This window comes from Streptomyces sp. CA-142005, assembly GCF_050942335.1.
Taxonomy (GTDB): domain Bacteria; phylum Actinomycetota; class Actinomycetes; order Streptomycetales; family Streptomycetaceae; genus Streptomyces.
In genome coordinates this window covers 5187425-5213565 of the sequence record NZ_CP192078.1, presented here as the reverse complement: position 1 = coordinate 5213565, position 26141 = coordinate 5187425, and the positions used below count along the sequence as shown (strand labels likewise).

The 26141-nt window shown below is 69.5% G+C and carries 25 protein-coding genes and 2 tRNA genes; 13 read left to right on the top strand and 14 right to left on the bottom strand.

The window, feature by feature from the left end:
• The first annotated feature begins 186 nt into the window (after positions 1-186).
• The gene (locus ACQPXS_RS24485) at positions 187-975 is read left to right on the top strand and encodes an Fpg/Nei family DNA glycosylase (protein WP_433451391.1); all 789 of its coding nucleotides are present in this window, start codon (positions 187-189) and stop codon (positions 973-975) included.
• Positions 976-1298: 323 nt separating this feature from the next.
• Here ACQPXS_RS24485 and ACQPXS_RS24480 read toward each other — a convergent pair.
• Positions 1299-1382: transfer RNA gene (locus ACQPXS_RS24480), tRNA-Leu, on the bottom strand.
• 618 nt (positions 1383-2000) lie between these two features.
• On the opposite strand from ACQPXS_RS24480, the gene ACQPXS_RS24475 reads away from it, so the two are divergent.
• The 6 genes from ACQPXS_RS24475 (at position 2001) to pknB (ending at position 10475) form a co-directional block, all read left to right on the top strand.
• Positions 2001-2864: a DUF3662 and FHA domain-containing protein gene (locus tag ACQPXS_RS24475; RefSeq protein WP_351802967.1), complete on the top strand. Its 864-nt coding sequence runs from the start codon at positions 2001-2003 to the stop codon at positions 2862-2864.
• Between the two features lie 10 nt (positions 2865-2874).
• Positions 2875-3405, top strand: coding sequence for an FHA domain-containing protein FhaB/FipA (locus ACQPXS_RS24470; RefSeq protein WP_351802965.1), 531 nt, complete (start codon positions 2875-2877; stop codon positions 3403-3405).
• 132 nt (positions 3406-3537) lie between these two features.
• Positions 3538-5082 carry a Stp1/IreP family PP2C-type Ser/Thr phosphatase gene (locus tag ACQPXS_RS24465; protein WP_433451390.1) on the top strand — a complete coding sequence of 515 codons (1545 nt, stop codon included), beginning with the start codon at positions 3538-3540 and terminating at the stop codon, positions 5080-5082.
• 27 nt (positions 5083-5109) lie between these two features.
• Entirely contained in the window at positions 5110-6561 is a 1452-nt protein-coding gene (locus ACQPXS_RS24460; RefSeq protein ID WP_356300749.1) for an FtsW/RodA/SpoVE family cell cycle protein, read from the top strand.
• A complete protein-coding gene (locus tag ACQPXS_RS24455; RefSeq protein ID WP_356300752.1) occupies positions 6558-8039 on the top strand; it encodes a peptidoglycan D,D-transpeptidase FtsI family protein in 1482 nt (493 codons plus the stop codon). The genes ACQPXS_RS24460 and ACQPXS_RS24455 overlap by 4 nt, the downstream gene beginning before the upstream one ends.
• A 441-nt stretch (positions 8040-8480) precedes the next feature.
• Positions 8481-10475 carry a Stk1 family PASTA domain-containing Ser/Thr kinase gene (gene pknB / locus ACQPXS_RS24450; protein WP_433451388.1) on the top strand — a complete coding sequence of 665 codons (1995 nt, stop codon included), beginning with the start codon at positions 8481-8483 and terminating at the stop codon, positions 10473-10475.
• A 467-nt stretch (positions 10476-10942) separates the two neighbouring features.
• On the opposite strand, the gene ACQPXS_RS24445 is transcribed toward pknB, so the two are convergent.
• Genes ACQPXS_RS24445 through ACQPXS_RS24420 form a run of 6 tightly spaced genes read right to left on the bottom strand, consistent with a single transcriptional unit; the run spans position 10943 to position 15336 of the window.
• Positions 10943-11701, bottom strand: coding sequence for a class E sortase (locus ACQPXS_RS24445; RefSeq protein ID WP_356300758.1), 759 nt, complete (start codon positions 11699-11701; stop codon positions 10943-10945).
• Positions 11702-11730: 29 nt separating this feature from the next.
• On the bottom strand, positions 11731-12948 hold the full coding sequence (locus ACQPXS_RS24440) for a class E sortase (protein ID WP_433451387.1): 1218 nt from the start codon (positions 12946-12948) through the stop codon (positions 11731-11733).
• Entirely contained in the window at positions 12945-13583 is a 639-nt protein-coding gene (locus ACQPXS_RS24435) for an aminodeoxychorismate/anthranilate synthase component II (RefSeq protein WP_433451385.1), read from the bottom strand. The genes ACQPXS_RS24440 and ACQPXS_RS24435 overlap by 4 nt, the downstream gene beginning before the upstream one ends.
• Positions 13580-13741 carry a hypothetical protein gene (locus ACQPXS_RS24430; RefSeq protein WP_365324133.1) on the bottom strand — a complete coding sequence of 54 codons (162 nt, stop codon included), beginning with the start codon at positions 13739-13741 and terminating at the stop codon, positions 13580-13582. The genes ACQPXS_RS24435 and ACQPXS_RS24430 overlap by 4 nt, the downstream gene beginning before the upstream one ends.
• Before the next feature lie 52 nt (positions 13742-13793).
• Positions 13794-14504 (bottom strand): class E sortase, encoded by a 711-nt coding sequence (locus ACQPXS_RS24425; protein ID WP_433451384.1) that lies wholly within the window; start codon positions 14502-14504, stop codon positions 13794-13796.
• A 43-nt stretch (positions 14505-14547) separates the two neighbouring features.
• The gene (locus tag ACQPXS_RS24420; protein ID WP_351802943.1) at positions 14548-15336 is read right to left on the bottom strand and encodes a DUF881 domain-containing protein; all 789 of its coding nucleotides are present in this window, start codon (positions 15334-15336) and stop codon (positions 14548-14550) included.
• A 151-nt stretch (positions 15337-15487) separates the two neighbouring features.
• Here ACQPXS_RS24420 and crgA point away from each other — a divergent pair, with 151 nt between their 5' ends.
• Complete coding sequence (crgA, locus tag ACQPXS_RS24415) at positions 15488-15742, top strand: cell division protein CrgA (RefSeq protein ID WP_365720215.1); 255 nt, start codon at positions 15488-15490, stop codon at positions 15740-15742.
• A 233-nt stretch (positions 15743-15975) separates the two neighbouring features.
• On the opposite strand, the gene ACQPXS_RS24410 is transcribed toward crgA, so the two are convergent.
• Together ACQPXS_RS24410 and ACQPXS_RS24405 are read right to left on the bottom strand one after the other, a co-directional pair.
• The gene (locus ACQPXS_RS24410) at positions 15976-16869 is read right to left on the bottom strand and encodes a rhomboid family intramembrane serine protease (RefSeq protein ID WP_433451383.1); all 894 of its coding nucleotides are present in this window, start codon (positions 16867-16869) and stop codon (positions 15976-15978) included.
• Between the two features lie 167 nt (positions 16870-17036).
• Entirely contained in the window at positions 17037-17567 is a 531-nt protein-coding gene (locus tag ACQPXS_RS24405; protein ID WP_351802937.1) for a peptidylprolyl isomerase, read from the bottom strand.
• A gap of 282 nt (positions 17568-17849) precedes the next feature.
• Here ACQPXS_RS24405 and ACQPXS_RS24400 point away from each other — a divergent pair, with 282 nt between their 5' ends.
• Complete coding sequence (locus ACQPXS_RS24400) at positions 17850-18575, top strand: DUF5324 family protein (protein ID WP_351802935.1); 726 nt, start codon at positions 17850-17852, stop codon at positions 18573-18575.
• Between the two features lie 592 nt (positions 18576-19167).
• On the opposite strand, the gene ACQPXS_RS24395 is transcribed toward ACQPXS_RS24400, so the two are convergent.
• A tRNA-Ala gene (locus ACQPXS_RS24395) sits at positions 19168-19240 on the bottom strand.
• Between the two features lie 185 nt (positions 19241-19425).
• Here ACQPXS_RS24395 and ACQPXS_RS24390 point away from each other — a divergent pair.
• Positions 19426-19974: a helix-turn-helix domain-containing protein gene (locus tag ACQPXS_RS24390; RefSeq protein ID WP_351802933.1), complete on the top strand. Its 549-nt coding sequence runs from the start codon at positions 19426-19428 to the stop codon at positions 19972-19974.
• A 227-nt stretch (positions 19975-20201) separates the two neighbouring features.
• Positions 20202-21764 (top strand): protein kinase domain-containing protein, encoded by a 1563-nt coding sequence (locus tag ACQPXS_RS24385; protein ID WP_433451381.1) that lies wholly within the window; start codon positions 20202-20204, stop codon positions 21762-21764.
• On the opposite strand, the gene ACQPXS_RS24380 is transcribed toward ACQPXS_RS24385, so the two are convergent.
• Both ACQPXS_RS24380 and ACQPXS_RS24375 read right to left on the bottom strand, forming a co-directional pair.
• Positions 21728-23029: a hypothetical protein gene (locus tag ACQPXS_RS24380; RefSeq protein ID WP_433451380.1), complete on the bottom strand. Its 1302-nt coding sequence runs from the start codon at positions 23027-23029 to the stop codon at positions 21728-21730. The genes ACQPXS_RS24385 and ACQPXS_RS24380 overlap by 37 nt on opposite strands.
• A 378-nt stretch (positions 23030-23407) precedes the next feature.
• Positions 23408-23536: a DLW-39 family protein gene (locus ACQPXS_RS24375; RefSeq protein WP_003999697.1), complete on the bottom strand. Its 129-nt coding sequence runs from the start codon at positions 23534-23536 to the stop codon at positions 23408-23410.
• Positions 23537-23885: 349 nt separating this feature from the next.
• Between ACQPXS_RS24375 and ACQPXS_RS24370 the strand changes: the two genes are divergently transcribed.
• Positions 23886-24236 (top strand): DUF6344 domain-containing protein, encoded by a 351-nt coding sequence (locus tag ACQPXS_RS24370; protein WP_351802927.1) that lies wholly within the window; start codon positions 23886-23888, stop codon positions 24234-24236.
• A 120-nt stretch (positions 24237-24356) separates the two neighbouring features.
• The gene (locus tag ACQPXS_RS24365) at positions 24357-25205 is read left to right on the top strand and encodes a glycosyltransferase family 2 protein (protein ID WP_433451379.1); all 849 of its coding nucleotides are present in this window, start codon (positions 24357-24359) and stop codon (positions 25203-25205) included.
• On the opposite strand, the gene ACQPXS_RS24360 is transcribed toward ACQPXS_RS24365, so the two are convergent.
• Together ACQPXS_RS24360 and ACQPXS_RS24355 are read right to left on the bottom strand one after the other, a co-directional pair.
• Complete coding sequence (locus tag ACQPXS_RS24360; protein ID WP_433451378.1) at positions 25195-25383, bottom strand: ferredoxin; 189 nt, start codon at positions 25381-25383, stop codon at positions 25195-25197. The genes ACQPXS_RS24365 and ACQPXS_RS24360 overlap by 11 nt on opposite strands.
• A 99-nt stretch (positions 25384-25482) precedes the next feature.
• A complete protein-coding gene (locus ACQPXS_RS24355) occupies positions 25483-25965 on the bottom strand; it encodes a hypothetical protein (protein ID WP_433451376.1) in 483 nt (160 codons plus the stop codon).
• Positions 25966-26141 lie beyond the last annotated feature (176 nt).

Genomic DNA, 26141 nt, shown 5'->3' with positions numbered 1-26141 from the left:
CACCTTCGGCATCGGCATCGGCCCAGCGCAGCGAGGAGGCTGCCATGGACCTGAGGCACGAACGAGCGTCCGCGACCACGCCCGCTCCGGCTCCCGCACCCGTACCCACACCCACATCCACACCCGCTCCGACGTTTCTCCCCTGTCACCCGCCAGGCGTCGTAAGCCTCCGCAGGGACGTCCGCCATGCCTGAACTGCCGGACGTCGAGGGATTCCGCAGGGTGCTCGTGTCCTGCGCGAAGGGCAGGACCATCCGCCGCGTCGACGTACGCGACGCGGGCGTCCTGCACGGTATGAGCGCTCGGCGGCTGCGCGACGCGCTGGAGGGGCGGCGGTTCACGGAGCCGGAGCGGCACGGCAAGTGGCTGCTCGCCCACACCGGCGGCCCCACCCTCCTGCTGCACTTCGGCATGACCGGCCGGCTGCTCTGCGCCCGTCCCGACGACGCCGTCGAGGCCCACGATCGCGTCCTGTTCGACCTGAGTGGCGACCGCCAGCTCCGCTATCGCGACCAGCGCAAGCTCCAGGGCCTGTGGCTGGCCGACGACGACTCCGGCGTCGCACGGCTGCTGGACCGTCAGGGTCCCGACGCACTGGCGGTGGACCGTGAGGAGTTCGAGGCCGCGCTCGGTGCCCGCCGCGGTCACATCAAGACGGCGCTGACCGACCAGTCCGTCCTGGCCGGTCTCGGCAATCTGCTCGCCGACGAGGTCCTGTGGCGTGCCGGGTTGCACCCCGGCACCCGGGCCGGCGAGCTGACCGAGAGCGAACGTCGGCACCTGTACACGCAGATGCGGCGCACGCTGCGTTCCGCGGTCACCGCCGGCTGTGTGCCACCGCGCGATGCCTGGCTCACCGGCCACCGGGACGACCCCGACCCGGTATGTCCCCGCTGCCACACCCACCTGCGCCGCTCCCGTCTGGGAGGCCGCGGCACGGTGTGGTGCCCGCGGTGCCAGCCGAGCGAGTCCTGAGCCTCGTGAAAGCCGAGGATCCGCTCCCGACCGGCCGCCACCTCATCCCCCGCCGTACAACCCGGGCCGGCTCCGCACAGCGTTCACAAGCCCCGAAGATCCAGCCAACCCCGAACGTCCAGCCGGTCCCGAACACCCAGCCCGCCCCGGAGACCCGGCCGGCCCCCTTCCGTGAGATAGCTCACCGACGGCCCGGCTCGTCCGTCCCTCCGTGCGTCCGTCCGTCCGTCCACAGCCTGTGCGATCCCTCACGACTCGGCGTGAAACGCGAAACGGGCCCCTGCCGTGACTTCCGTCACCGGCAGAGACCCGTCTCGTCTCTGTGCGCGAGGGGGGAGTTGAACCCCCACGCCCTTGCGGGCACTGGAACCTGAATCCAGCGCGTCTGCCTATTCCGCCACCCGCGCATTGGGTGTGTCTTCCGGTTCCGGCCCTTTCGGGCTGGCCCCTTCCGACACCCAGAACATTAGCACGTCGTACGGGGTGGGTTCACATCCCTTCCGCCCGGCCCGAGACCGCCCAACCCGAGCCGGAGACCGCCCCACACCCGAGACGCCCCAGTCCCGCCGACCCCGGCACGCCACCGCCACCACACCCCCAACCCGCACCCGCACCCGCACCCGCGGCCAAGCCCAAGCCCAAGCCGAAGCCGAAGCCGAAGCCGAAGCCGAAGCCGAAGCCCAAGGAAACTCAACCCCCCAAAGCCGCCCCCTCCTACCCACCCCCTCCACTCCCCACGTCTCAAGGAGACCTGCTTCACGTATCAACCTCGTACCGGTCCCCGGCATCTCCCCAGGAGGCGGGCCGGGTCCACAGCCGGGTGCGGGACACTGGTCTACGCCCCCCTCTACGATCCATGGCAGCAGGAGTGGGCGCCGCGAGTTCGAAGGGGAGCCGCTGGGGGAACCGGCTGATTGCCGGGCGCGTAGATACGATCAGTAGCAGTACCAGCGGAAGCAGCAGTACAGGCAAGGCAACGGCCACACAGCAGGGCAAGGCAACGGCAAGGATGGAGGAGGTGCCCCATGGGAGTCCTGAAGAAGTTCGAGCAGCGTCTCGAAGGTCTGGTGAACGGCACCTTCGCCAAGGTGTTCAAGTCCGAGGTCCAGCCCGTGGAGATCGCCGGCGCGCTCCAGCGTGAGTGCGACAACAACGCCACGATCTGGAACCGCGACCGGACCGTCGTACCGAACGACTTCATCGTGGAGCTGAGCGCGCCGGACTACGAGCGCCTCAGCCCCTACTCCGGGCAGCTCGGCGACGAGCTGGCCGGCATGGTGCGTGACTACGCCAAGCAGCAGCGCTACACCTTCATGGGTCCGATCAAGGTCAACCTGGAGAAGGCCGACGACCTCGACACCGGCCTGTACCGGGTGCGCTCGCGCACTCTCGCCTCCTCCAGCAGCCAGCAGGGTCAGCAGGCCCCGGCGGCCCCGGCCCCCGGCCGTCCCGGGCAGGGCGCCCAGGGCGGCTACGGCTACCCGCCCGCCGCGCCCGCAGGCGCGCCCCCGATGCCGTCCGCGCCGCCGCCCGGCGCCCGCCCCGGCGGCTACGGCTACCCCCAGCCCGCCACCCAGCGGCCCGCGGCCGCTCCGATGAGCGGCGGGCGCACCCGCTACTGGATCGAGATCAACGGCACCCGCCACCAGATCTCCCGCGCGACGCTGGTGCTGGGCCGCAGCACCGACGCCGACGTGCGGATCGACGATCCCGGCGTCTCCCGCCGGCACTGCGAGATCCGGACCGGAACGCCCTCGACGATCCAGGATCTCGGTTCCACCAACGGCATCGTGGTGGACGGGCAGCACACCACCCGCGCTACGCTCCGCGACGGCTCGCGGATCGTCGTGGGCAGCACCACCGTTATCTATAGGCAAGCCGAAGGGTGAAGCGGGGGCAATGTCAGAGCTGACCCTCACGGTCATGCGGCTGGGTTTCCTGGCCGTACTGTGGCTGTTCGTGATCGTGGCCGTGCAGGTCATCCGGAGCGACCTGTTCGGTACGCGCGTCACCCAGCGCGGAGCGCGCAGGGAGGCCGGGCGTGCGCAGGCGCCGGGCCGGCAGCAGGCGGCCCGGCAGCAGTCCGCGCCCCCGCAGCAGCGTGCCCAGCAGGGCGGCGGCCGGCGCGGCCGCAACGCCCCCACCAAGCTGGTGGTGACCGAGGGCACACTGACCGGCACGACGGTCGCGCTGCAGGGCCAGACGATCACGCTGGGCCGGGCGCACGACTCGACGATCGTGCTGGACGACGACTACGCCTCCAGTCGTCATGCCAGGATCTACCCGGACCGCGACGGCCAATGGATCGTCGAGGACCTCGGCTCCACCAACGGCACCTACCTGGACCGGTCCCGGCTGACGACCCCCACGCCGATCCCGCTGGGCGCGCCGATCCGCATCGGCAAGACCGTCATCGAGCTGCGGAAGTAGTACGACAATGAGCGAGCGGAGCGAGCACGCAGAAGCAGGCCGCACCCCGGCCTCCGGCGCGCTCCCGACCGGAGGGTGGGCAGTGTGGCTCGACACGACCGGCTGCATTCGGAGCCGACGGGCGAGGTGCGCATGAGTCTGTCACTGCGCTTTGCCGCCGGATCGCACAAAGGCATGATCCGGGAGGGCAACGAGGACTCGGGTTACGCCGGCCCGCGGCTGCTCGCGATCGCCGACGGCATGGGCGGGCAGGCGGCCGGCGAGGTCGCCTCCTCCGAAGTGATCTCCACCCTGGTCACGCTCGACGACGACGTGCCCGGCTCCGACATCCTCACCTCCCTCGGCGCGGCCGTGCAGCGCGCCAACGACCAGCTGCGCGCCATGGTCGAGGAGGACCCCCAGCTGGAGGGCATGGGGACGACCCTCACCGCCCTGCTGTGGACCGGCCAGCGGCTCGGCCTGGTGCACGTCGGCGACTCCCGCGCCTATCTGCTGCGGGACGGAGTCCTCACCCAGATCACCCAGGACCACACCTGGGTGCAGCGGCTCGTCGACGAGGGCCGGATCACCGAGGAAGAGGCCACAACCCACCCCCAGCGCTCCCTGCTGATGCGCGCCCTCGGCAGCGGCGACCACGTCGAGCCCGACCTGTCGATCCGCGAGGTCCGGGCCGGCGACCGCTATCTGATCTGCTCCGACGGTCTGTCCGCGGTCGTCTCCCACCAGACGATCGAGGAGACCCTCGCCAGCTACCAGGGCCCGCAGGAGACCGTGCAGGACCTGATCCAGCTCGCGCTGCGCGGCGGCGGCCCCGACAACATCACCGTCATCGTCGCCGACGTCCTGGACCTGGACACCGGAGACACCCTCGCCGGGCAGCTGTCCGACCAGCCGGTCGTGGTCGGCGCGGTCGCCGAGAACCAGCACCATCTGCACGACAACGGCATCATGCAGACCCCGGCCGGCCGCGCCTCCCACCTGGGCCGCCGGGGACCCGGGCACGGCGGCGGCGAGTTCGGCCCGCCCGGCTCCGGCGACACCACCGGGTACGTCCCGGCGGGCAGCTTCGACGACTACGCCGACGGCGACTTCACCAAGCCGCGCGGCGGGCGCAAGTGGCTGAAGAGATCCCTCTACGGCGCCCTCGCCCTGGCCGTCGTCGGCGGCGGCCTGTACGGCGGCTACCGGTGGACGCAGACGCAGTACTACGTCGGCGCCAAGGGCGAGCACGTGGCGCTGTACCGCGGGATCAGCCAGGACCTGGCCTGGGTGTCGCTGTCGAAGGTGGAGAAGGACCACCCCGAGATCGAACTCAAGTACCTGCCGCCCTACCAGCAGAAGCAGGTCAAGAACACGATCGCGGCGGGCGGTCTGCAGCAGGCCCAGGCGAAGATCGAGGCACTGTCGGTGCAGGCCTCCGCGTGCAAGAAGCAGGCGGAACGCACGGCCGCCGAGTCGCAGCAGAACGCGAAGACGGGCCAGGGCGAGGCCGGAGGCACCACGGGAACCACCCGTACCGCCTTCACGTCCAAGGCATCACCGACACCGCACCCGTCCGGTTCGGCGCCCGCTACGAAGAACCCTTCGAAGCCCCCGTCCGCATCCGCCACTCCGAACCCCGGCCCGAGCCTCTCCGAGGATGAGCAGAAGGTCGTCGATCAGTGCGGCAAGCAGTAGCGAAGCCGCGAGAGGCCCTGTCACACGATGAGCAGTACGACTAACTCGCCGACGCACCACACGTCCACGATCGGCGCGATCGGCGCGCCGAGCCGCCGCAACACCGAGCTGGCCCTGCTGGTCTTCGCCGTGGCCATCCCGGTGTTCGCCTACGCCAACGTGGGCCTGGCCATCAACGACTCGGTGCCCGCCGGGCTGCTGAGCTACGGCCTCGGTCTCGGTCTGCTGGCCGGCGTCGCCCATCTCGCCGTACGGAAGTTCGCCCCGTACGCCGACCCGCTGCTGCTGCCGCTGGCCACGCTGCTCAACGGGCTCGGGCTCGTCGTCATCTGGCGGCTGGACCAGTCGAAGCTGCTGCAGTCGCTGCGCGGCTTCTCCCCGGCCGCGCCCCGTCAGCTGCTGTACACGGCGCTGGCCATCGCCGTGTTCGCGGCGGTGCTGATCTTCCTGAAGGATCACCGGGTCCTGCAGCGCTACACCTACATCTCGATGTTCTGCGCTCTGATCCTGCTCATCCTCCCGCTGGTGCCGGGCCTCGGGGCCAACATCTACGGCGCCAAGATCTGGATCAGGATCCCCGGCCTGGGCTCCCTCCAGCCCGGTGAGTTCGCGAAGATCATCCTCGCGGTCTTCTTCGCCGGCTACCTGATGGTCAAGCGCGACGCCCTGGCCCTCGCCAGCCGCCGCTTCATGGGCCTGTACCTGCCGCGCGGCCGCGACCTCGGCCCCATTCTGGTCGTCTGGGCGATCTCGATCCTCATCCTGGTCTTCGAGACCGACCTCGGCACCTCGCTGCTGTTCTTCGGAATGTTCGTCATCATGCTGTACGTCGCCACCGAGCGGACCAGCTGGATCGTCTTCGGTCTGCTGATGTCCGCGGTCGGCGCCGTCGGCGTGGCGAGCTTCGAACCGCACATCCAGACGCGTGTGCAGGCCTGGCTCAACCCGATGCGCGAGTACCAGCTCAGCCGCCAGGTCACCCACGACGGCATCCTCCACTCCGACCAGCTTCAGCAGTCCCTGTGGGCGTTCGGCTCCGGCGGCACCCTCGGCACGGGCTGGGGCCAGGGCCACTCGGACCTGATCAAGTTCGCCGCCAACTCCGACTTCGTCCTCGCGACCTTCGGCGAGGAGCTGGGGCTCGCCGGCATCATGGCGATCCTGCTGATCTACGGCCTGATCGTGGAGCGCGGCGTGCGCACCGCCCTCGCCGCCCGCGACCCGTTCGGCAAGCTGCTCGCCGTCGGCCTGTCCGGGGCGTTCGCCCTCCAGGTCTTCGTGGTGGCCGGCGGTGTGATGGGACTCATCCCGCTGACCGGTATGACCATGCCGTTCCTGGCCTCCGGTGGTTCCTCCGTGCTGGCCAACTGGGCCCTGATCGGCATCCTGATCCGCATCAGCGACACCGCCCGCCGCCCGGCGCCCGCACCCGCCACGAACCCCGACGCCGAGATGACCCAGGTGGTCCGCCCGTCATGAACAAGCCCCTGCGCCGGATCGCGATCTTCTGCGGCCTCCTCGTGCTGGCCCTGCTGATCCGGGACAACTACCTCCAGTACGTCAAGGCCGACCAGCTCGCCGGCGACCAGGACAACCTCCGGGTCCGCATCGAGCGCTACTCCCACCCGCGCGGCGACATCATCGTCGACGGCAACCCGATAACCGGCTCCGCCGAGTCCAAAGGCCGGCAGTTCAAGTACCGGCGCACCTACAAGGACGGGCCCATGTGGGCGCCGGTCACCGGCTACTCCTCCCAGGCCTTCGACGGCAGCCAGCTGGAGAAGCTCGACGACGGCATCCTCACCGGCAACGACGACCGGCTCTTCTTCCGCAACACCCTCGACATGATCACCGGCAAGCCCAAGCAGGGCGGCAACGTCGTCACCACGCTGAACGCGGCCGCGCAGAAGGCGGCGTACAACGGGCTGGCCCGGCAGGGCGGCAAGGGCGCGGTCGTCGCCCTGGAGCCCTCCACCGGCAAGATCCTGGCGCTGGCCTCCTACCCGTCGTACGACCCCTCGTCCTTCGCGGGCGACCGCGACAGCGACTCCAAGGCGTGGAACAAGCTCCAGAAGAAGAACAACCCCTCCGACCCGATGCTCAACCGCGCGCTGCGCGAGACCTATCCGCCGGGCTCCACGTTCAAGGTGGTCACCGCCGCGGCGGCGCTGGAGAACGGGCTGTACAACTCGGCGGACCAGGCCACCGACTCCCCGCAGCCCTACACGCTGCCGAACACCACGCGCGAGCTGAAGAACGAGGGCAGCATCCAGTGCAAGAACGTGTCGCTGCGGGAGGCGCTGCGCATCTCCTGCAACACGGTCTTCGGTCACATCGGTGACCAGCTCGGCAAGGACAAGATGCTGAAGGAGGCCGAGAAGTTCGGCTTCAACGCCGAGCAGTTCACCCCGGTGCGGTCGAACGCGTCCGTCTTCCCCAAGGAAATGGACCGCCCCCAGACGGCGCTCAGCTCGATCGGCCAGTTCGACACCGCCGCGACCCCGCTGCAGATGGCCATGGTCGCCTCCGCGGTCGCCAACGACGGCAAGCTGATGAAGCCGTACATGGTCGACGAGCTGCAGTCCTCCAACCTCGACCCGGTCGAGAAGACCCAGCCGGAGGAGATGAGCCGGCCGCTGTCGCCGGCCAACGCGCAGATCCTGCAGTCGATGATGCAGACGGTGGTCGAGAAGGGCACCGGTACGAACGCGCAGATCAACGGTGTCACCGTCGGCGGCAAGACCGGTACCGCCCAGCACGGTGTGGCGAACAGCGCCAACCCGTACGCGTGGTTCATCTCCTACGCCAAGCTGCCCGACGGCAGCTCGCCGGTCGCCGTGGCCGTGGTCATCGAGGACGAGAGCGCCAACCGCGACGACATCTCCGGCGGCGGCCTGGCCGCGCCCATCGCCAAGAACGTGATGCAGGCGGTCATCAAGAGCAAGTCGGGTTCCTGACATACGGCCGGTTCCCGCCTCCCGGCCGACCGCGGGAGAATGTCCACCGATGCCCTGCCCCGGATTCCGGGGCGGGGCTTTTTTCAGGAACAAGAAGTACGGTCCCGCTTTCCTGGTCGTCCTCCTCACGACGTCGTACACGTTCGGCTCCGCGACGACCGACACGCATCGCAAGCTCGGGCTGCCCGTGGTCCTTGTACGCCGAGACATCGCACACAGTTGAGGTGGACCTGCAAAAGCGCCGAGATTGACTCGGAAATCCGCTGACATCTACCGTTTTGCCCGACGACCACCAGCCGAATGAGCTGTACCGGTCCGGTATCAGCTTTCCCTGCCGTGCCAAGCACGAGGGTGACGCCCGGTAGCGTATGCCGGGGACAGCACACCGCCGGACCACACGTGGGTGTGGTCGGGACCGACGGAGAGGGCTGGTAGGTAGCTATGGAAGAGCCGCGTCGCCTCGGCGGCCGGTACGAGCTGGGCCAGGTGCTCGGCCGTGGTGGCATGGCCGAGGTCTACCTCGCGCATGACACCCGCCTGGGCCGCACCGTGGCAGTGAAGACCCTGCGCGCCGACCTGGCCCGCGACCCTTCCTTCCAGGCTCGGTTCCGCCGGGAGGCCCAGTCGGCCGCCTCGCTCAACCACCCGGCGATCGTCGCGGTCTACGACACGGGCGAGGACTACATCGACGGGGTCTCCATCCCGTACATCGTGATGGAGTACGTCGACGGCTCCACCCTGCGTGAGCTTCTTCACAGTGGCCGCAAGCTGCTGCCGGAGCGCGCGATGGAGATGACCATCGGCATCCTCCAGGGCCTGGAGTACGCCCACCGCAACGGCATCGTCCACCGCGACATCAAGCCGGCCAACGTCATGCTCACGCGCAACGGCCAGGTCAAGGTGATGGACTTCGGCATCGCCCGCGCCATGGGCGACGCCGGCATGACCATGACCCAGACGGCGGCGGTGATCGGCACGGCCCAGTACCTGTCGCCGGAACAGGCGAAGGGCGAGCAGGTCGACGCCCGCTCGGACCTGTACTCGACGGGTTGCCTCCTGTACGAGCTGCTGACGGTACGACCCCCCTTCGTGGGCGACTCCCCCGTCGCGGTGGCCTACCAGCACGTCCGCGAGGAACCGCAGCCCCCGTCGGTCTTCGACCCCGAGATCACCCCCGAGATGGACGCGATCGTCCTGAAGGCGCTGGTCAAGGACCCGAACTACCGCTACCAGTCGGCCGACGAGATGCGCGCCGACATCGAGGCCTGCCTGGACGGCCAGCCGGTCGCCGCGACGGCCGCGCTGGGCGCGGTGGGCTACGGCGGCTACCCCGACGACCAGCCGACGACGGCCCTGCGCCCGGACGCCGGCGCGGGAGCGACCAGCATGCTCCCGCCCATGAACCCGGACGACGGCGGCTACGGCTACGACGAACCCACCGGCCGCCGCCGCCAGCAGCCGAAGAAGTCCAACACCTCCACGATCCTCCTCGTGGTCGCGGGCATCCTCGTCCTGATCGGCGCGATCCTGATCGGAAAGTGGGTCGCCAGCGGCGGCAACACGGGCAACGGCAAGGTGCCGGTGCCGACGTTCGTCGGCCAGTCGGCGGACACGGCCAGAAAGATGGCCGAGAACGTCGACCTGAAGGTGTCCATCACCCGGAAGCCCTGCGACGACCAGCCCAAGGGCAACGTCTGCACCCAGGACCCGCAGCCCAAGACGGAAGTGGACAAGGGCAGCACGGTCAACTTGACGGTGTCCACGGGCGCACCGAAGGTCACCGTGCCGGACGTCCGCGGCATCCAGTTCGACCAGGCCCAGTCCCAGCTGACGGACAAGGGCTTCAAGGTCGAGAAGAAGACCCAGGTGTCCTCCCAGACACCCAACGTGGTCATCGACCAGGACCCGGAGGGCGGCACAAGCAAGCAGAAGGGCACCGTGATCACCCTCACGGTCGCCAAGCCCGAGGACAAGGTCACCATCCCCAACGACATCGTCGGCATGTCCTGCGACGACGCGAGGGCCAAGCTGCAGCAGCTGGGCCTGGCACCCAGCTCCACCTGCACCCCGACCCCCACTCCCAACCAGGACGATGACGGCAAGGTCCTCTCGACCAACCCGCCGGTGGGCCAGTCGGTAAACAAGAACACACCCGTCACGGTCAACGTGGGCCAGTTCCAAGGCCCACAGCAGACACAGGTGCCGAACGTCACGGGCCAGCCCCTGAAGCAGGCCCAGGACATCCTGCGTCAGAAGGGCTTCACGAACATCCAGACCAACGGCCCGAGCGACGACAAGGCCCGGGTCGTCCAGCAGAACCCGGCACAGGGCACCACGGCCGACCCGAGCAACACCCCGATCGTCCTGACCACCGCGGACTTCGGCGGAAACGGCGGCAACGACAACGGCGGCATCTTCGGCGGCATCAACGGCTGACCCCGCCACCGACATACGGGTCAGCCCAGGAACCGGGTTCCTGGGCTGACCCGTATGCGTATGGGCGATGCCGCGGGACCTTGCCGCGTGCAGTGCCCCTGCCGATCGAGGTGGAGGAGCACCGGAGCAAGCTGGAAGCCAGTCCCGCTCCAAGGCACTCGCCCGTACCCAGCCTGTGGAAAACCCGGCCCACACAGCGCCGCTGTCCCTCGACGACCGCATCGACCAGCGCATCATCCGCATCACGGCAAGACGGTCGTGCCGATGTTCAACGCCCTGATCGAAACGTCGGGCGAGCACCGCAAGGAGCTGGTCGCCCTGCGGGTGGGAGTTCAGCGCATCGGGCGACGGCTCCACCAACACCATGCCCGGCTGGAGCGACTCGAAGGGACGCGAGACGACCGATCCGCCGTCGGAGTCATGGCCTCCATGGACGCCATGAACGGCCGCGCATTCGAGGGCGCCTGTCAGCCCCGCAACTCCGCCGGCGGCGTCCGCTCGCTGTCCACCTTCTCCACCCGGACCAGCTCGCCCCACACCACATACCGGTACTCCGAGGTGTACACCGGCGTGCAGGTCGTCAGCGTGATGTAGTGCCCCGGCTTCTTCTTGCCGGACTGCTTCGGGACCTGGTCGATGACCTTGACGTTGTACTTCGAGGTCTCCGGCAGGATCGAGTAGACCTTGTAGACGTACCAGTCGTCCCGCGTCTCGAAGACGATCGGGTCGCCCTTCTTCAGCTTGTCGATGTTGTGGAACTTCGCCCCGTGCCCGTCCCGGTGGGCGGCGAGGGTGAAGTTGCCGTCCTTGCCGGTCATGGGCAGGGCCGCCTTGACGGGGTCCGTGTAGTAGCCGGCCACACCGTCGTTCAGGACGTCCGTGCCCGTGCCCTTCTCGACCAGGACCTCGCCGTTCTTCATGGCCGGCACGTGCAGGAAGCCGATGCCGTCCTTGGTGTCCAGTGCGCCCGGCCCGGAGTCCGGGGTGGTGTGCGCCCAGTGCTGACGCACCTTCTCGGCCTGCTTGTCCGCCTTGCGATCCGCTATCACGTTCGTCCACCACAGCGAGTACACGACGAACAGGGCGAGCAACAGCCCGGCCGTGATGAGCAGTTCACCGAGGACGCTCACCACCGTCGCAATACGGCCCGGACGCCGGCCCCGCCGGGCGGAACTCGAATCGGACGCGTCCGTGTGTTCTTCGGTGTCGTCGGCGGTCGCTGCCACAGTGTCCTCTGCCTCTGCCCTTACTCGCGTCAGCCCTGTTCGATGAGCGCGTCCGGCTTGCCCTTGCTGCGCGGGCGTTCCTCGACCATCTTGCCCCAGACGATCAGCCGGTACTTGCTCGTGAACTCCGGCGTGCACGTGGTGAGGGTGATGTAGCGGCCGGGCTTGGTGAAGCCCGAACCCTTCGGGATCGGATCCAGCACGCTCGTGTTGGACGGCGAGGTCACCGGCAACGTCGAGGTCACCTTGTACACGAAGTACGAGTCCTGCGTCTCGACCACGACCGCGTCACCCGGATTGAGCCTGTTGATGTACCGGAACGGTTCGCCATGCGTGTTGCGATGGGCCGCGAGACCGAAGTTGCCGGTCTTCGCATCGGGCATCGCCGTCTTCAACGGGGCCTCGCCATAGTGCCCGACCATGCCCTTGTTGAGCACCCTCTCGGTGCTCACACCCTCCGCGATCGGCGCGACCACGTCCAGCTTGGGAATGTGCAGGATGGCGAAACCCTGCCCGGGTGCGAAGACCCCCGGATTGCGCTTGCCGCTCGCCCAGTCGTTCTGCAGCTGGTGCGTCTCGCTGCCCGCCTGCGCGTTGGCACGGACATTGGTCCACCACAGCTGATAAGTGACGAACAGCAGCATCAGCACGCCGGTGGTGATGAACACCTCACCGATCGCCCGGCTCGCGATGACCCCCGGACTCGGCTTGCGCAGCCGCGCCTGCCGCCGCGCCTCCATCCGGGACAGCGGCCGGCCGGGCTCCCCGGTCTCCGCCGTCTCCTCGGCCACCGCCTCCCGTCCACCGCCATGACGCCCCCCACGGCGCTTGGCGGCCTTTCTGCGGGCCGCACGGCCACCGCCCGCAGGAACGGTGGCGGAGGAGGCAGAAGAGCCCCCAGAGGCCGCAGAGGCGGCACTCACGGACTTCCCGTCGGTGCCCGGCCGCGGATCACCAGGGATCCGCAGCGCCATCGTCTCGTCATCCGGAACAGGCCGGTACGGATCGTCATACCGATCGCCGTACCGCTCCTCACCCCGATCCCCGTACTGATCGGCGTACTGATCGCTGTACGACGCCTCGTAGGCCCCACCGTACGGCTCACCGCGCGACTCGCCGTACGGCGCACCGTACTGCTCCTGGTGCGCCGCGCCCGCCGCGTCCCAGTCCCCAAGCGCACCGGAAGCCCCGTACGACTGATCCCCGTACGAGGCATCGGTCTCGCGCTCCGGGCGCAGCGCGGTCACGCCGTGGCCCTGCCCACCACCGGGGCCAGCCCCGTCGATCTCGCCACGGCACCCTGATCGCCGCACTCCACCAGCCAGTTGGCCAGCATCCGGTGCCCGTGCTCGGTCAGTACCGACTCAGGGTGGAACTGCACGCCCTCGACCGGAAGTTCACGGTGCCGCAGACCCATGATGATGCCGTCGTGGGTACGGGCGGTCACTTCCAGCTCGGCCGGCACCGTCGCCGGCTCGGCGGCCAAGGAGTGGTACCGGGTCGCCGTGAAAGGCGAGGGCAGGCCCGCGAAAACCCCCTTGCCCTCATGCTCCACCAGCGACGTCTTGCCGTGCAGCAACTCCGGCGCCCGGTCCACCACACCGCCGTACGCCACCTGCATCGACTGCATGCCCAGACAGACGCCGAAGACCGGCACACCGGTCGACGCGCAGTGGCGGACCATGTCCACACAGACGCCCGCCTCCTCCGGCGTCCCCGGCCCGGGCGAGAGCAGCACCCCGTCGAAGCCGTCCTGGGCATGCGCCGTCGACACCTCGTCGTTGCGCAGCACCTCGCACTCGGCCCCCAGCTGATACAGGTACTGGACGAGGTTGAAGACGAAGCTGTCGTAATTGTCGACGACGAGAATCCGCGCACTCACTGGTTGTCCACCGTCACATCGTTGAAGGGCAGCAGCGGTTCGGCCCAGGGGAAGACGTACTGGAAGAGGATGTAGATCACGGCCAGGATCAGGGCGAGGGAGATCAGCGCCTTCATCCACACGTTTCCCGGCAGATGCCGCCAGATCCAGCCGTACATGCCGTTCCTTCCGTATCCCCACGGCACCTGACTCACGCCGTACGCCACCAGACTAACGGCGCAGAGCCCTCGGTTCGCCTGCCTCCACGGACTGTGCGGAGTCCAGGTGCGCCCAGACGATCAACCGGTGACTGTGCCCCCATTCCGGATCGCACGTGGTCAGCGTCAGATACCGGCCCGGACGCGTATACCCGGACTTACGTGGCACAGGGTCGATCACCTCAACGTCCGTCGGCACGGTTTTGTAGGGCCCTTTGTCGATCCGATACGTGAACCAGGTGGTCCCGTCCGTGAGGACGACGGCGTCCCCGGGCCGCAGCCTGGGGAAGTCCTTGAACGGGTCGCCGTACGTGCGCCGGTGACCGGCCACCGCGAAGTTCCCCTCCTGGCCGAGCTGCGCGGTGCCCGCGTAGTGGGCGAGCCCCTTCGCCAGCACATCCCGGCCGGTGCCCTCCAGAACCGGCTTGTTCCACGTGAAACCGAGCCGAGGGATGTACATGATCGCGAAGGCCTTGCCGTAGCGGTACGGCGCCGGCTTCGCCACGGCCACCGTCTGCTCGCCCGTTGCGGCCGCCTTCCTGCCCGGCACGGCCGTCGGCCGCACGCTCCCCTGCGACCACTGCCGGTGCAACTGGTCGATCTGATCGCTCATGGCACCGTCGGCCCGCACGCCCGTCCAGAACAGCACATAAGCGACGAACAGCACGATCAGGGCGCCGACGGTGATGCACAACTCGCTGACGGTCCGGACGATCACGCGCACCGGCGCCTCCGTTGACGGACGGCCGACGAATGGCTACTGCCGGCTACTTCACGGGCTTGGCGTAGTGCAGATCCACTGTGCCCGAGTAGCCGGGAAGAGTCACCGTCCCGTCATCGGTGACTTTCCAGCCGAGGCCGTAGACATTGACGTACACCATGTAGGTCTGGATCGCCTTGCTCGCCGCCAACGCCTGCTGCAGCCTGTCCGGATCACCGACCGCCGTGATCTTGTACGGCGGCGAGTAGACCCGGCCCTGAAGGATCAGCGTGTTGCCGACACAGCGCACCGCACTGGTGGAGATCAACCGCTGGTCCATGACCTTGATGCCCCGGGCGCCGCCCTGCCACAGAGCGTTCACCACGGCCTGCAGGTCCTGCTGGTGGATCACCAGATAGTCGGGCTGCGGCTCGGGATAGCCGGGCAGCTTGGCAGTGGCGTTGGGCGGGGCGTCGTTCAGGGTGACGGTGATGGCGTGCCCGGTGAGCTTCTGCGTGCCGGCGCTCTTCTCCAGCCCGCTGAGCCTGCGATCCTGGGCCTTGCTGCTGCCGTCGTCGCTCTCGGCGAGGGACTCCACGCTCCCGCGCAGGGCCGCGTTGGACTCGTCCAGCCCCTTGTTCTTGCGGCTGCGCTGCTGGATCAGGTCGGACAGCTTCAGCAGGGAGCCGTCCTGACGGATGTCGGTGCCCTTGGCCGTGTTGAAGCTGGTGAAGAAGATCAGTCCCGCGAGCGCGAAGACGGCCGCCGTCAGAATCCGCGCGGGGCGGACACGCAGGCGACGGCCAGGGCCGGAGCCCGTTGATTGCGTCCCGGGGGAGTCGGCAGAATTGCTCAACGTACCCTTATCTCCTTCGGCGCCACGGAAGCACTACGCTAACGGACGCCGGGGGAGCACACAGAGTCGCCATGTTGGCCCCTTGTACGCTGCCCGAGCCCCGAACCGGTTACCTGCGCGGCCACGCAGCGCATCGACAGGAGAGACCCTCGTGCCGAAGTCACGTATCCGCAAGAAGGCCGACTACACGCCGCCGCCGGCGAAGCAGGCACAGGCGATCAAGCTGAACAGCCGCGGCTGGGTCGCGCCTGTCATGCTGGCCATGTTCATCATCGGCCTGGCCTGGATCGTCGTCTTCTATGTGACCGACGGTTCGCTGCCCATCGATGCGCTGGACAACTGGAACATCGTGGTCGGCTTCGGCTTCATCGCCGCCGGCTTCGGTGTCTCCACCCAGTGGAAGTAGCTCTGCCCAGGGCTATCCACTGAGTTATCCACAGGGTTGTCCACATGGGGAAAAGAAAGAAGATCTGTGGATAACCCATCGGGCGTTGACGCCGGTATGACTGGCCCACCACCCCTCATACACCTGTTGGCCCCCTGTCCGACCTGCGGAAACACATCCGAGCGACAGGGGGCACAGCTGTGCCCGCACACCGTGCACAAGATCCGCCACAGCCTGTGGACAACGGTTCGGTATCAGGTGAGCTGACCGGTCCTGACCAGCGTGAGAACCACCACGACGGCGAGTACGACCGCACAGGCGCCGTACTGGACCAGCGTCCGCCGCCGGCGCGGGGCGTGGACCATCGCATAGCCGACGGCGACACCGGCGACCAGTCCGCCGATGTGGGCCTCCCAGGCGATGTGCATGGCCGGGGTGAAGGTGATGATCAGGTTGATCACCAGCAGGGCGACGAGCGGGCGCAGGTCGTAGTTGAGGCGGCGCATCAGCACGCCGGTCGCGCCGAAGAGGCCGAAGATCGCTCCGGAGGCGCCGAGGGACTGCTGGGTGGGGTCGGCGAGCAGGTAGGTGAGGGCGCTGCCGGCGAGGCCCGAGACGAAGTAGAGCGCGAGGTAGCGGGCGCGGCCGAGGGCCGCTTCCAGGGGGCCGCCGATCCACCACAGGCTGAGCATGTTGAAGAGGATGTGGGCGTAGCCGCCGTGGAGGAACATCGAGGTCAGCAGGCGGTAGTACTGGCCTTCGGCGACGCCTTCGACCGGGCCGAACAGGGAGAACTGGGCTCGGCCGATCAGCTCGAAGTGGTCGGTGAAGCTGTTGCCGACGGCGAGCTGCGCCAGGAACACGGCGAGGTTGATGCCGATCAGGATCTTGGTGACCAGTCGCGGGTCGGCCGTGACGGAGCCGCCGGCGATCGTGCGGGGCCGGGATGCCGCCGGTGCGGGTCCGGTGCCGGTGCTGCCGCGTACGCATTCGGGGCATTGGAAGCCCACCGAGGCGCTGACCATGCACTCGGGGCAGATGGGGCGCTCGCAGCGGGTGCAGCGCACACCCGTCTCGCGGTCCGGGTGTCGGTAGCACACGGGCACGCGGTGGGCGGCGTTCTGCGTGCTGCCTTCGGCGTGGTCCATCGGTTCCCCTTGTCGGTCGTCGTGGGACTGGACTGCCCCGGCAATGCCCCGCCCCGCTCATCCTTGGTACGGACGAGCGGGGCGTTTTGTTCCCTGCGGGGGTTCCGGTGTGTTCCCGTGGGGGTGTCCCGGCGTTTTCCTGCGGGATGGTGCGGGGAGCGGTGGGCTCAGCCCTCGCGCTTCTCGACGACGACCTCGTTGATCACCACGTCGTTCGCCGGGCGGTCGTTGCGGCCGGTGGGCACGGCGGCGATGGCGTCGACGACCTTCTGGCTGGCCGGGTCGGTGACCTCGCCGAAGATGGTGTGCTTGCGGTTCAGCCACGTCGTGGGGGAGACGGTGATGAAGAACTGCGAGCCGTTGGTGCCCGGGCCGGCGTTGGCCATGGCGAGGAGGTAGGGCTTGTTGAAGGACAGGTCCGGGTGGAACTCGTCCCCGAACTTGTATCCGGGGCCGCCGATGCCGCTGCCCAGCGGGTCGCCGCCCTGAATCATGAAGCCACTGATGACACGGTGGAAGATCGTGCCGTTGTAGAGCGGCTTCTTGCTCTTCTCACCCGTGCCGGGGTGGGTCCACTCGCGCTCGCCCTGCGCCAGCTCGACGAAGTTCTTGACCGTTTCCGGCGCGTGGTTCGGGAAAAGCTGGACCACGATGTCGCCGTGGTTGGTCTTCAGGGTGGCGTAAAGCTGCTCAGCCACGATCTGCCTTCCGTTGTCTTCCTGTGACTCCCCGATCCTCGCACGGTCGGGGGCGTACGTCGTCCGGCAGCCACGAGTTCCGCCCGGAAGGCAGCGCTCGTCGGCGATTCGTGGCAGTGTCGAGAGGAGGGTCAGGTTGTCCGGGAATTGCCGGAGTGGCTCCGAAGGGAGCAATCAGCACCCATATGCCCTGCCCTCGCATGCCGCGCGGACCGTTGGCAGGCATGATCCGTAAAAGGGTGGAAAGTCGAAATACCGTACGCCACCGAGGAGGAGGATCCCGTGACCCGCATCGACAGCGTGCGCGCCGCGACCGGCTCGGCGAAGGACAGCGTGCTGCACGCCGCGGAAGTGGTGGCGCCCTACGCCGACACGGCCAAGGAGCGTGCCGCGCTCTACGCGCAGGAGGCACGCGTACGGCTTGCCCCCGTTGTGTCGCAGGCAGCCGAACAAGCCCGCGTGCAGTACGACGCCCGGCTCGCCCCGCGTCTGGAGCAGGCTCGTGCGCATGTGCCGCCGAAAGTGGACCTGGCGGCGCAGGAGGCCGCCGTCCGCGCCCGTAAGGCTGCCCGTCAGGCCGCCGAGTACTCGCGTCAGGCCGCCGAATACTCGCGTCCGAGGATCGAGCAGGCCGTGGCCGCGACGGCTCCGGTCCGTGAGGAGGCCGCCGCGCGTGGCGCGGCCGCTCTGGCCGCACTGCGTGGTCAGGTCTCGGCAGAGGAGATCCAGAAGCTGGCCCGCCGGAACGAGCGTCGGTGCAGGGCCGGCCGGGCCGTGAAGGCGCTGGCGCTGCTGACCCTGCTGGCCGGTGGCGCCGTCGCGGCCTGGAAGTGGTGGGACAAGCAGGCCAACCCCGATTGGCTGGTCGAACCGCCGGCCGCGACGGAGGTGCCGGAGTCGGGTGGCCGGCTCAGCTCGGTGGACGGCAGTGGCGCCTCGGCGCTGGATCCCGAGGTCCAGGCGAAGCAGGCCGAGGAGGATGCCGCGAACCAAGACGACGAGCAGTAGCCGGTCCGAGCCGGTCGGAAAGTGCCGGCCGGTCGGAGTGCCGGAGGTCACCGGCTGGCACAGGGCACGGATCTCCTACCGTCGGCCGTCAAACGGGCTGTGGGACAAGCGGGTTGACGCTCGCCGCCCATGGTCCGTTTCACGTGAAACCACCCGGCCCACTCGTCGGCCAGGCTCAATGGCCCAGGAGACAAACGGGACTTCATCCCCGGTGAACCTGGTCGGCGAACCTGGTTGCCGGGCAGGGGAGGCCGCACTCGCCACCTCGCCCACTCCAGCACCTCCACCGTCATCCGGGCGGGCCCCTCCACACCGGGTCCGGCCGGCGTCCGGCCGAGGCGGTGTCCATCGGGGTCGGTGTCCATTGGGGCCGGTGTCCATTGGGGCCGGTTTTCCTTTGGGACCGGTGTCCGGCTGGGTCGGTGTCCGACTGGTCCGGCGTCCGCTGTGGCCGCCGACCCGAGCCCTCACTCGCCGAGCGCCGGCCCCGCTTACCGGGCCACCGCCCCACCACCTTCAGCACAGGCAGCGGCCTCCCCATGAAAAACGCCTCCCGAACCGGCGTTTCCGCAGGTCAGGAGGCATTTGAGGGTGGAGCCTAGGGGAGTCGAACCCCTGACATCCGCCATGCAAAGACGGCGCTCTACCAACTGAGCTAAGGCCCCGGGAAGCAGCGGCCGCCCGGAGAAATCGCGTTCCGGTGGTCGCCGCAGACCAGAGTACCGGGTCACCCCCGGTATCCCGCAAAAAGATTGGGGGGTCCCGGCGAATGACCACGCTCCGTAAGATGCTCGACGTGGTTCGCTACAGCGAACCGCGCGGTTTTTTGGGGAAGCGATGGGGAGACGCAATGGACGCCGCACAGCAGGAAGCCACCGCGAGAGCGCGGGAGCTGCAGCGGAACTGGTACGGGGAGCCGTTGGGGGCGCTCTTCCGTAAGCTCATCGAGGATCTCGGGCTGAACCAGGCCCGTCTCGCTGCGGTCCTGGGGCTGTCCGCTCCGATGCTCTCGCAGCTGATGAGCGGCCAGCGCGCGAAGATCGGCAATCCTGCCGTGGTCCAGCGGGTGCAGCTGCTGCAGGACCTGGCGGCGCAGGTCGCGGACGGCAGTGTGAGTGCGGCCGAGGCCACCGAGCGCATGGACGAGATCAAGAAGTCGCAGGGGGGCTCCGTGCTCAACAACACCACCCACACCACCAGCGGTTCGGGGGCGCCGACGGTCAAGCGGGTGGTCCGCGAGATCCAGTCGCTGCTGCGCTCGGTGGCCGCCGCGGGCGACATCATCGACGCCGCGGACAGCCTGGCGCCGAGCCATCCCGAGCTGGCGGAGTTCCTCCGGGTCTACGGCGCCGGCCGTACCTCGGACGCGGTCGCGCACTACCAGTCCCACCAGAACTAGGGCCCTCGGCCCGGTCCACGGAGGGGGTCCGTGGACCAGGCCGGGCCGAGTCCGGTGAGGGGGCGACTGGGCGCGGCGTGCCGGTCCATGGGGGTGGGCCGGTCCTCGCACGTGGATCGGGGTCGTATCACTCATCACGGGAGGACCAGGGGGGAACCGAGCGGGAGCGGGGAACCAAGGGGGCAGGGTGACCGGCGCGGATTCCGGGGGAGGAGCGATGGGCTGCCATGGGTGAGGTGTTCGCCGGCCGGTACGAGCTGGCCGACCCGATCGGACGCGGGGGCGTGGGCGCCGTGTGGCGTGCCTGGGATCACCGCCGACGGCGCTATGTGGCCGCCAAGGTGCTCCAGCAGCGTGACGCCCACTCCCTGCTGCGCTTCGTGCGGGAGCAGGCTCTGCGCATCGACCACCCTCATGTCCTCGCCCCGGCCAGCTGGGCCGCCGACGACGACAAGGTGCTCTTCACCATGGACCTGGTCGCCGGCGGCTCGCTGGTCCACCTCGTCGGCGACTACGGGCCTCTGCCGCCGGCGTTCGTGTGCACCCTGCTCGACCAGCTCCTGTCCGGTCTCGCCGCGGTGCACGCCGAGGGGGTCATCCACCGGGACATCAAGCCCGCCAACGTCCTCCTGGAGGCGACCGGGACCGGTCGGCCGCGGCTGCGGCTGTCCGACTTCGGCATCGCCATGCGGCTCGGCGAGCCCCGGCTGACGGAGACCAACCTCGTGGTGGGCACGCCCGGTTACCTCGCCCCCGAGCAGATACTCGGCGGCGAACCCGACTTCCCCGCCGACCTGTTCGCCGTGGGCCTGGTCGCGCTGTATCTGCTCGAAGGCGCCAAGCCTGACGCCAAGGCGCTGGTGCAGTATTTCGCGCAGAACGGGACGCCGGGGCCGCCCAAGGGCATCCCGGAGCCGCTCTGGCAGGTCGTGGCCACGTTGCTCCAACCCGACCCGGCCGCGCGTTTCCGCACCGCCACGGGTGCGCGCAAGGCGCTGGCCTCCGCGGCGGAGCTCCTGCCGGAGCCCGAGCCCGACGACGAGCTGATCGAGATCTTCGACCAACTCGGACCGCTGCCGCCCGGGTTCGGCCCCGACGGCCCCGTGAAAAGGGCCTCCGGAGTCGCCGTGGACCTTACCGAGGACGCGGATACGAGTCCGGCGGCGGGCGTCGGTGCCCGTGGCGGTCCCCATACCGGTGCGCCCGGTGGCAGCACGGATTCGTCTGCGGACGCGGGCACCGGTTCCCTCTCGGACACCGGCAGTTTCCGTCTGCCGCCGCCGCTGGAATCCTCGACCGCCGCCCAGAATTCCCCGGCCTCCGCCCAGGAGCCCACCCAGGAACCCGCCACCTCCGAGTCGTACGCCCCGCAGGCGGCCCCGCGGGAGCTGCAGTACCCCGAAGAGCAGAGCCCGTACAGCCCGCCGCAGGTACCGCAGCCCGCTCACCCCCCTCAACTCCCCCTTCACGAGCCGTCCATAGGCCCCCGGATCCACGACTCCCACGCTCACCACGGTCCTGGAACTGCGCAGGCCCCCTGGAGCTCCACGTCGTCCCCCGGCGCGATGGCGGGGCATCGCGCCGATGCCTCCACTGCTGCGTACACCGCTCAGGACGCGCGGGTTCCCTCTCCGGCTCGGCCGGTTTCGGGCGTGCTCGCGCAAGGGCGGGCAGGGCGCCGGGCCAGTCGGAAGCGGCGGCCCGGGCCGTCGGCCAAGGTCGCGATCCCGATCCTGTTGCTGGCGCTGGCCTGCTACGCGGTGGGCTTCTGGGCGTTGACCCGCGTCTGAGTCCGCCGGGTCCTCCGCGCCGTCACCGTCCAGCCGGCGAGCATCAGCATCAGCGCCGTTCCCAGGCCGATCCCACTGATGGCGATCAGCCTCATCACGGGGTCGGCCCCGTCCCCGGTGTTCCCGGTGAGCGCCGTCTCCCGGTCCGGCTCGGAGACGGTGAACACCTCCCCCGGCACGGGTCGCCCGGCGTATTGCGGGCCGGTGTGCGCCCGCCCCGCCACCCGGACCCGCAGGGTCACCGCGAAGGGCCCCCGCCCGAAGGAGTCGGCCGTCTGCTCGCTGAGATGCAGTACGAGGTAATAGTCGCCGGCGAAGCGGACGGAGGTCACCCCGGTGGGTACGGCATAGCGGTTGGCGTACTCCACCGGCGGGAGCGGGGCGAGTACGGCGGGTTTCTGTGTGCCGGTGTAGCCGAGGGCGGCGTCCTCGACGTAGCCGCGGACGGGGTTGTAGAGGGAGAGGTTCAGGGCGCCGCCGACATAGCCGTGACCGGTGGCGCTGCCCAGTTCGGCGGAGGCGTGGAGCTGTCGGCCCCAGTCGAGCGGCACTTTGTAGAACCGCGTCTCGCCGGGCACGAGGGACGTCCGCCAGACGCCTTGGCCCAGGGGGCTCGCGGAGGCGAATCCGGTGCCGCCGGACCGGTCGCGGGGCTCACCGGTGAGCGGCTCGGGCGTGGCGGAGTCCCAGGCCTGCGGCGCGGAGGTGGACCCGGCCTGTGCGGTACGCGGTTCCGTGACGGGCGCGATCTCCAGGTCCCAGGGCTGCGCGGGGGCGGTCGTACCGGGGCCCTGGGCGTCGAGGCGTCGGACGACCACGTAGTACGTACCTCTGCCCTGGCACACCGCCTTGCCGGTCTCCCGCTGCCCCAGCGCGGTGACCGGGCGCGGGCTGAGCCCGGCGCCGAAGCGGGCGTTGGCGAAGGAGCAGGGCGTGCCGGTGGCGTCCTGGACCGACACGGTGATGCCGTCGGTGGCGGAGACGGCGGAGTGCGCCGGGGGTACGGCGGTGACGGGGACGTAGGCGGTGTCGGTGGCGCCGAGTTCGAGCCGGTAGTAGAGCTTGCCGTTCCTCGAAAGGGAGCTGCGGTAGGTGCGGCCGGCGTCCAGCCGTGGTGCCGTCGCGGTGCCCGTCGCGCCCGCGACGCTACGGGCGCCGGGCGTGAAGGCGTACGACCGCGGCGACCCCTTCTCGGTGGCGGTCGCGTTCCCGTAGGCGGCCGCCGTACCGCACGACAGGACGAGCAGCGAGCAGAGTCCTGGCATCAGGGCCGTCCGCAGGGCGCGCAGTCCCGGCCTCAGGGCCGTCCGCGGGGCGCCTGGGACCGTCCGGCGGCCGCATCGCCGCCACCACGCCGTACGCCGCGCTCGCTCCCGCACGTGCCGCCCTCCCCAGTCGTACCGGACCGCGCTCCATCCTGCCCCGTGCGCCCTTGCACCATCCGGACAACGCGTACAGCCGTCCGAAACGCCCGGCAACGCCCCGCAAGACCCGGCCACGCAACGTCCGGCCGCCCGGTGGGGACCCGGGCCGGCGTTTACAGCACCCCGCGGGGCCTCGCAACACACGGGCGGGATGGCGGGCAACACAAAGCCCCGACCGCGATGGCGGTCGGGGCCCGTTTCAGATTCCGGTATCGGCACTCACGAACCCGTGGGCACGGAGTCAGTCGCCTCCGTCCACAGATCCTGCTCGGCGCGATCCGCCTGGATCTGGCGGTACACGAGGAGCCCGCCGATGGCGGCCAGTGCGACCAGGAGCAGCTTCTTCACCGCGCGACCTCGTCTTTCCTTGACGTAGGGGACCTCTGGCGCCCGACTATACACACCGACCGATATCGATCGGTGACCTGCGTCGGGCCCCAACTCCCGCCTTGGACAGCGCATTAGGCCAGGTCCGACGCCATTCCGGGCGGAGGGTGATCGCACCTCCACGGACCGTCACTTTGCTCCCCATTCGCTGGCGCTCGTCAGCTTTTGGGAGTTTTCCGCCGCTCTTGCGGCCATCCGAGTGGTGTTGATCTGAACATCGCCGCGCCACGGGCGTCGGTCCACCACTTCGCGACCCTGATCCACATCATGAGGAAAGTACGCAAATCGCCCAACCCGAAAGTGAGGGGCCATGACCAAGAACAAGGTCATGCAGCTGTGGACCGCCATCGTCACCGCTTTTCTCGCACTGTGCACCGCGCTCGGACTCGTCACCACCACGGCCGCCACGACCGCGGCGGCCGCACCCCGGCCCGAGAACCCCAGCACCGGCACCGCGCACAGGACCATCCCGACGATCCCGGCGCCACGGCACTGGTCCTGGTCCTACACCAGGGCAGCCCTGCCCCCCACGATGAAGCAGCGGATCAGGGCCGAGGCCCACGGGAAGTCCCCCCGCTGCCGGCAGCGTCCCCTCATCGACACCCAGGCGGAGACCACGACCACCCCCGCAGAGCACTCGGCGTCCACGCTCGACTGCTGATCTCCAGCCACCACGCACCACCGCAACGTCTCGACACCACGGCGACTTGCGTACGCACCAGTCGACACGAAAAGACCCCCGGCCGGGTTCGGCCGGGGGTCTTGCGCTGTTGTCGGGTGTATGACCTGGGAGGATGATCGACCACACCCCGGAAAGGTGGTGAGTGCTGCCGTGACCCGGCGCGTCACCGTTGTCACCGCTGTCCACGGCCCGTCCGCGCGGTTCCTGCCGGACGCCTACGCGTCCCTGTGCGAGCAGCGGCTTCCCGGTGGCTGGGAGTGGGAGTGGGTGATCCAGCAGGACGGTACGACGGACGAGGTCCGCCCGTACGTCCCGGACGACACGCGTGTGAGCTTCGGCCAAAGCCGGCCGGGCGGGCCCGGAGTCGCCCGCACGATCGCGCTGGCGCGCGCCGGCGGCGAGTATGTGAAGGTGCTGGACGCCGACGACCGGCTAACGCCGGGCGCGCTGGCCCGCGATGTGGCGGTACTGGAGGCGCACCGCAGCGTCGGCTGGACGACGTCCCGGGCCCTGGACCTGCTGCCGGACGGCTCGACGGTGGGCTTCCCCGGCGATCCGGGCGACGGCCCGCTCGAACGCGGTGCCGTGCTCGATCACTGGAAGCGGAACGACTTCCGCGCACCGGTCCATCCGGCGACCCTGTGCGTCCGGCGCGAGCTGCTCATCGCGCTCGGCGGCTGGATGGCCCTGCCTGCGTCCGAGGACACGGGCCTGCTGCTGGCGCTGGACGCGGTGAGCCGCGGCTGGTTCTCAGCGGAGGTCGGCCTGCTGTACCGCAAGTGGGAGGGCCAGGTCACGGGCCAGTCGTCCCACGTCGACCCCGTCGAGCGCGCGGCGCGGATGGCGGTCGCCGAGGCCCGGGCCCGCGCACTGGCCGACTTCGAGTGGTCCTACCCGGCCGGGCCGGCCGGCACCTCGTCCACGGCTCGCCGGGTCGCTACTCCGTGAGCACGATCGCCTGCGAGGGGCACATCTCGGCCGCCTCCTGGACCTGCGGGTCGTCGGCGGACTCCTCCCGGCCGGGCCGTACGACGCCGTAGCCGTCCTCGAACACGAACACGGCCGGCACCCGGTGCGCGCACTCGGCAGAGCCGTAGCACAGGGAGCGGTCGACGGAGACCTTCATGCGTCCTCCAGCCCTAGACGGTGGCTTCGTGGACGTCACTGCCCGGCGAACCGCCGGCTGAACCGGCCCTGCGCGCTACCACTCCGCGCCCCGCCCGCGCTACCGCTCCGCGCCCGCCACCGAGAGCCAGTGGGCCACCCGGCGGACGGTGGGTTCGTCGAGCAGGTCGGCCATCGTCCGCACCGCCTCGCCGTCCTCGGCGCTCAGGTCGTACAGGCCCGCCTTGCTCAGGCCGGCCATGAGCACCTGGTGCCGGCGGTCCGTCATGCGTTCCGTGAGCTTGGCCGGTGCACCGGCGCCAGGCGCGGGCGGGTCGGCCGAGGCGGCCGGGGCGAGGGCAGGCGCCTTGCCGGACGGGGTGTCGAAGAGGTGCCAGGCATCGTCCTTGGGCCCCCACAGCGCGACCGCCGCCTCCTCGCCGCGCGACCGCAGGGTCTGGGTCATGTCTCCGACGGCGTACAGCACGGGAGCCCGGTCGGGAGACTCGGCACCCACCGTCCAGCAGTCCTGGGAGGGCTGGTGGAACATCGCGACCCAGCGCGGAGCACCCGGCGGTCGCGGGCACGGGGGACGCTTGTGCATGACACTCACCCCTTCGGGAACGGGACGCTCACCTTCGGGAACAGTCGCCGACAGGCACGGTATCTGACGGTTCATCAGATATCCAGGCGTGGGGCGCACCCGGATCGCAGCCGCGCTTCCGGCTTCCGTCACCGCCGACGCGGCACCTTGCCCACACCCGGAACCAGGGTGCGGTG

What these genes read in the sequence shown, in the direction of transcription:
- ACQPXS_RS24485 (WP_433451391.1), top strand. Translation starts at nt 187, where the DNA reads ATGCCTGAACTGCCGGACGTCGAGGGATTCCGCAGGGTGCTCGTGTCC.
- ACQPXS_RS24475 (WP_351802967.1), top strand. Translation starts at nt 2,001, where the DNA reads ATGGGAGTCCTGAAGAAGTTCGAGCAGCGTCTCGAAGGTCTGGTGAAC.
- ACQPXS_RS24470 (WP_351802965.1), top strand. Translation starts at nt 2,875, where the DNA reads ATGTCAGAGCTGACCCTCACGGTCATGCGGCTGGGTTTCCTGGCCGTA.
- ACQPXS_RS24465 (WP_433451390.1), top strand. Translation starts at nt 3,538, where the DNA reads ATGAGTCTGTCACTGCGCTTTGCCGCCGGATCGCACAAAGGCATGATC.
- ACQPXS_RS24460 (WP_356300749.1), top strand. Translation starts at nt 5,110, where the DNA reads ATGAGCAGTACGACTAACTCGCCGACGCACCACACGTCCACGATCGGC.
- ACQPXS_RS24455 (WP_356300752.1), top strand. Translation starts at nt 6,558, where the DNA reads ATGAACAAGCCCCTGCGCCGGATCGCGATCTTCTGCGGCCTCCTCGTG.
- pknB (WP_433451388.1), top strand. Translation starts at nt 8,481, where the DNA reads ATGGAAGAGCCGCGTCGCCTCGGCGGCCGGTACGAGCTGGGCCAGGTG.
- ACQPXS_RS24430 (WP_365324133.1), bottom strand. Translation starts at nt 13,741, where the DNA reads ATGTACGGCTGGATCTGGCGGCATCTGCCGGGAAACGTGTGGATGAAG.
- ACQPXS_RS24410 (WP_433451383.1), bottom strand. Translation starts at nt 16,869, where the DNA reads ATGGACCACGCCGAAGGCAGCACGCAGAACGCCGCCCACCGCGTGCCC.
- ACQPXS_RS24390 (WP_351802933.1), top strand. Translation starts at nt 19,426, where the DNA reads ATGGACGCCGCACAGCAGGAAGCCACCGCGAGAGCGCGGGAGCTGCAG.
- ACQPXS_RS24385 (WP_433451381.1), top strand. Translation starts at nt 20,202, where the DNA reads ATGGGTGAGGTGTTCGCCGGCCGGTACGAGCTGGCCGACCCGATCGGA.
- ACQPXS_RS24380 (WP_433451380.1), bottom strand. Translation starts at nt 23,029, where the DNA reads ATGCCAGGACTCTGCTCGCTGCTCGTCCTGTCGTGCGGTACGGCGGCC.
- ACQPXS_RS24370 (WP_351802927.1), top strand. Translation starts at nt 23,886, where the DNA reads ATGACCAAGAACAAGGTCATGCAGCTGTGGACCGCCATCGTCACCGCT.
- ACQPXS_RS24365 (WP_433451379.1), top strand. Translation starts at nt 24,357, where the DNA reads ATGACCTGGGAGGATGATCGACCACACCCCGGAAAGGTGGTGAGTGCT.
- ACQPXS_RS24360 (WP_433451378.1), bottom strand. Translation starts at nt 25,383, where the DNA reads ATGAAGGTCTCCGTCGACCGCTCCCTGTGCTACGGCTCTGCCGAGTGC.
- ACQPXS_RS24355 (WP_433451376.1), bottom strand. Translation starts at nt 25,965, where the DNA reads ATGCACAAGCGTCCCCCGTGCCCGCGACCGCCGGGTGCTCCGCGCTGG.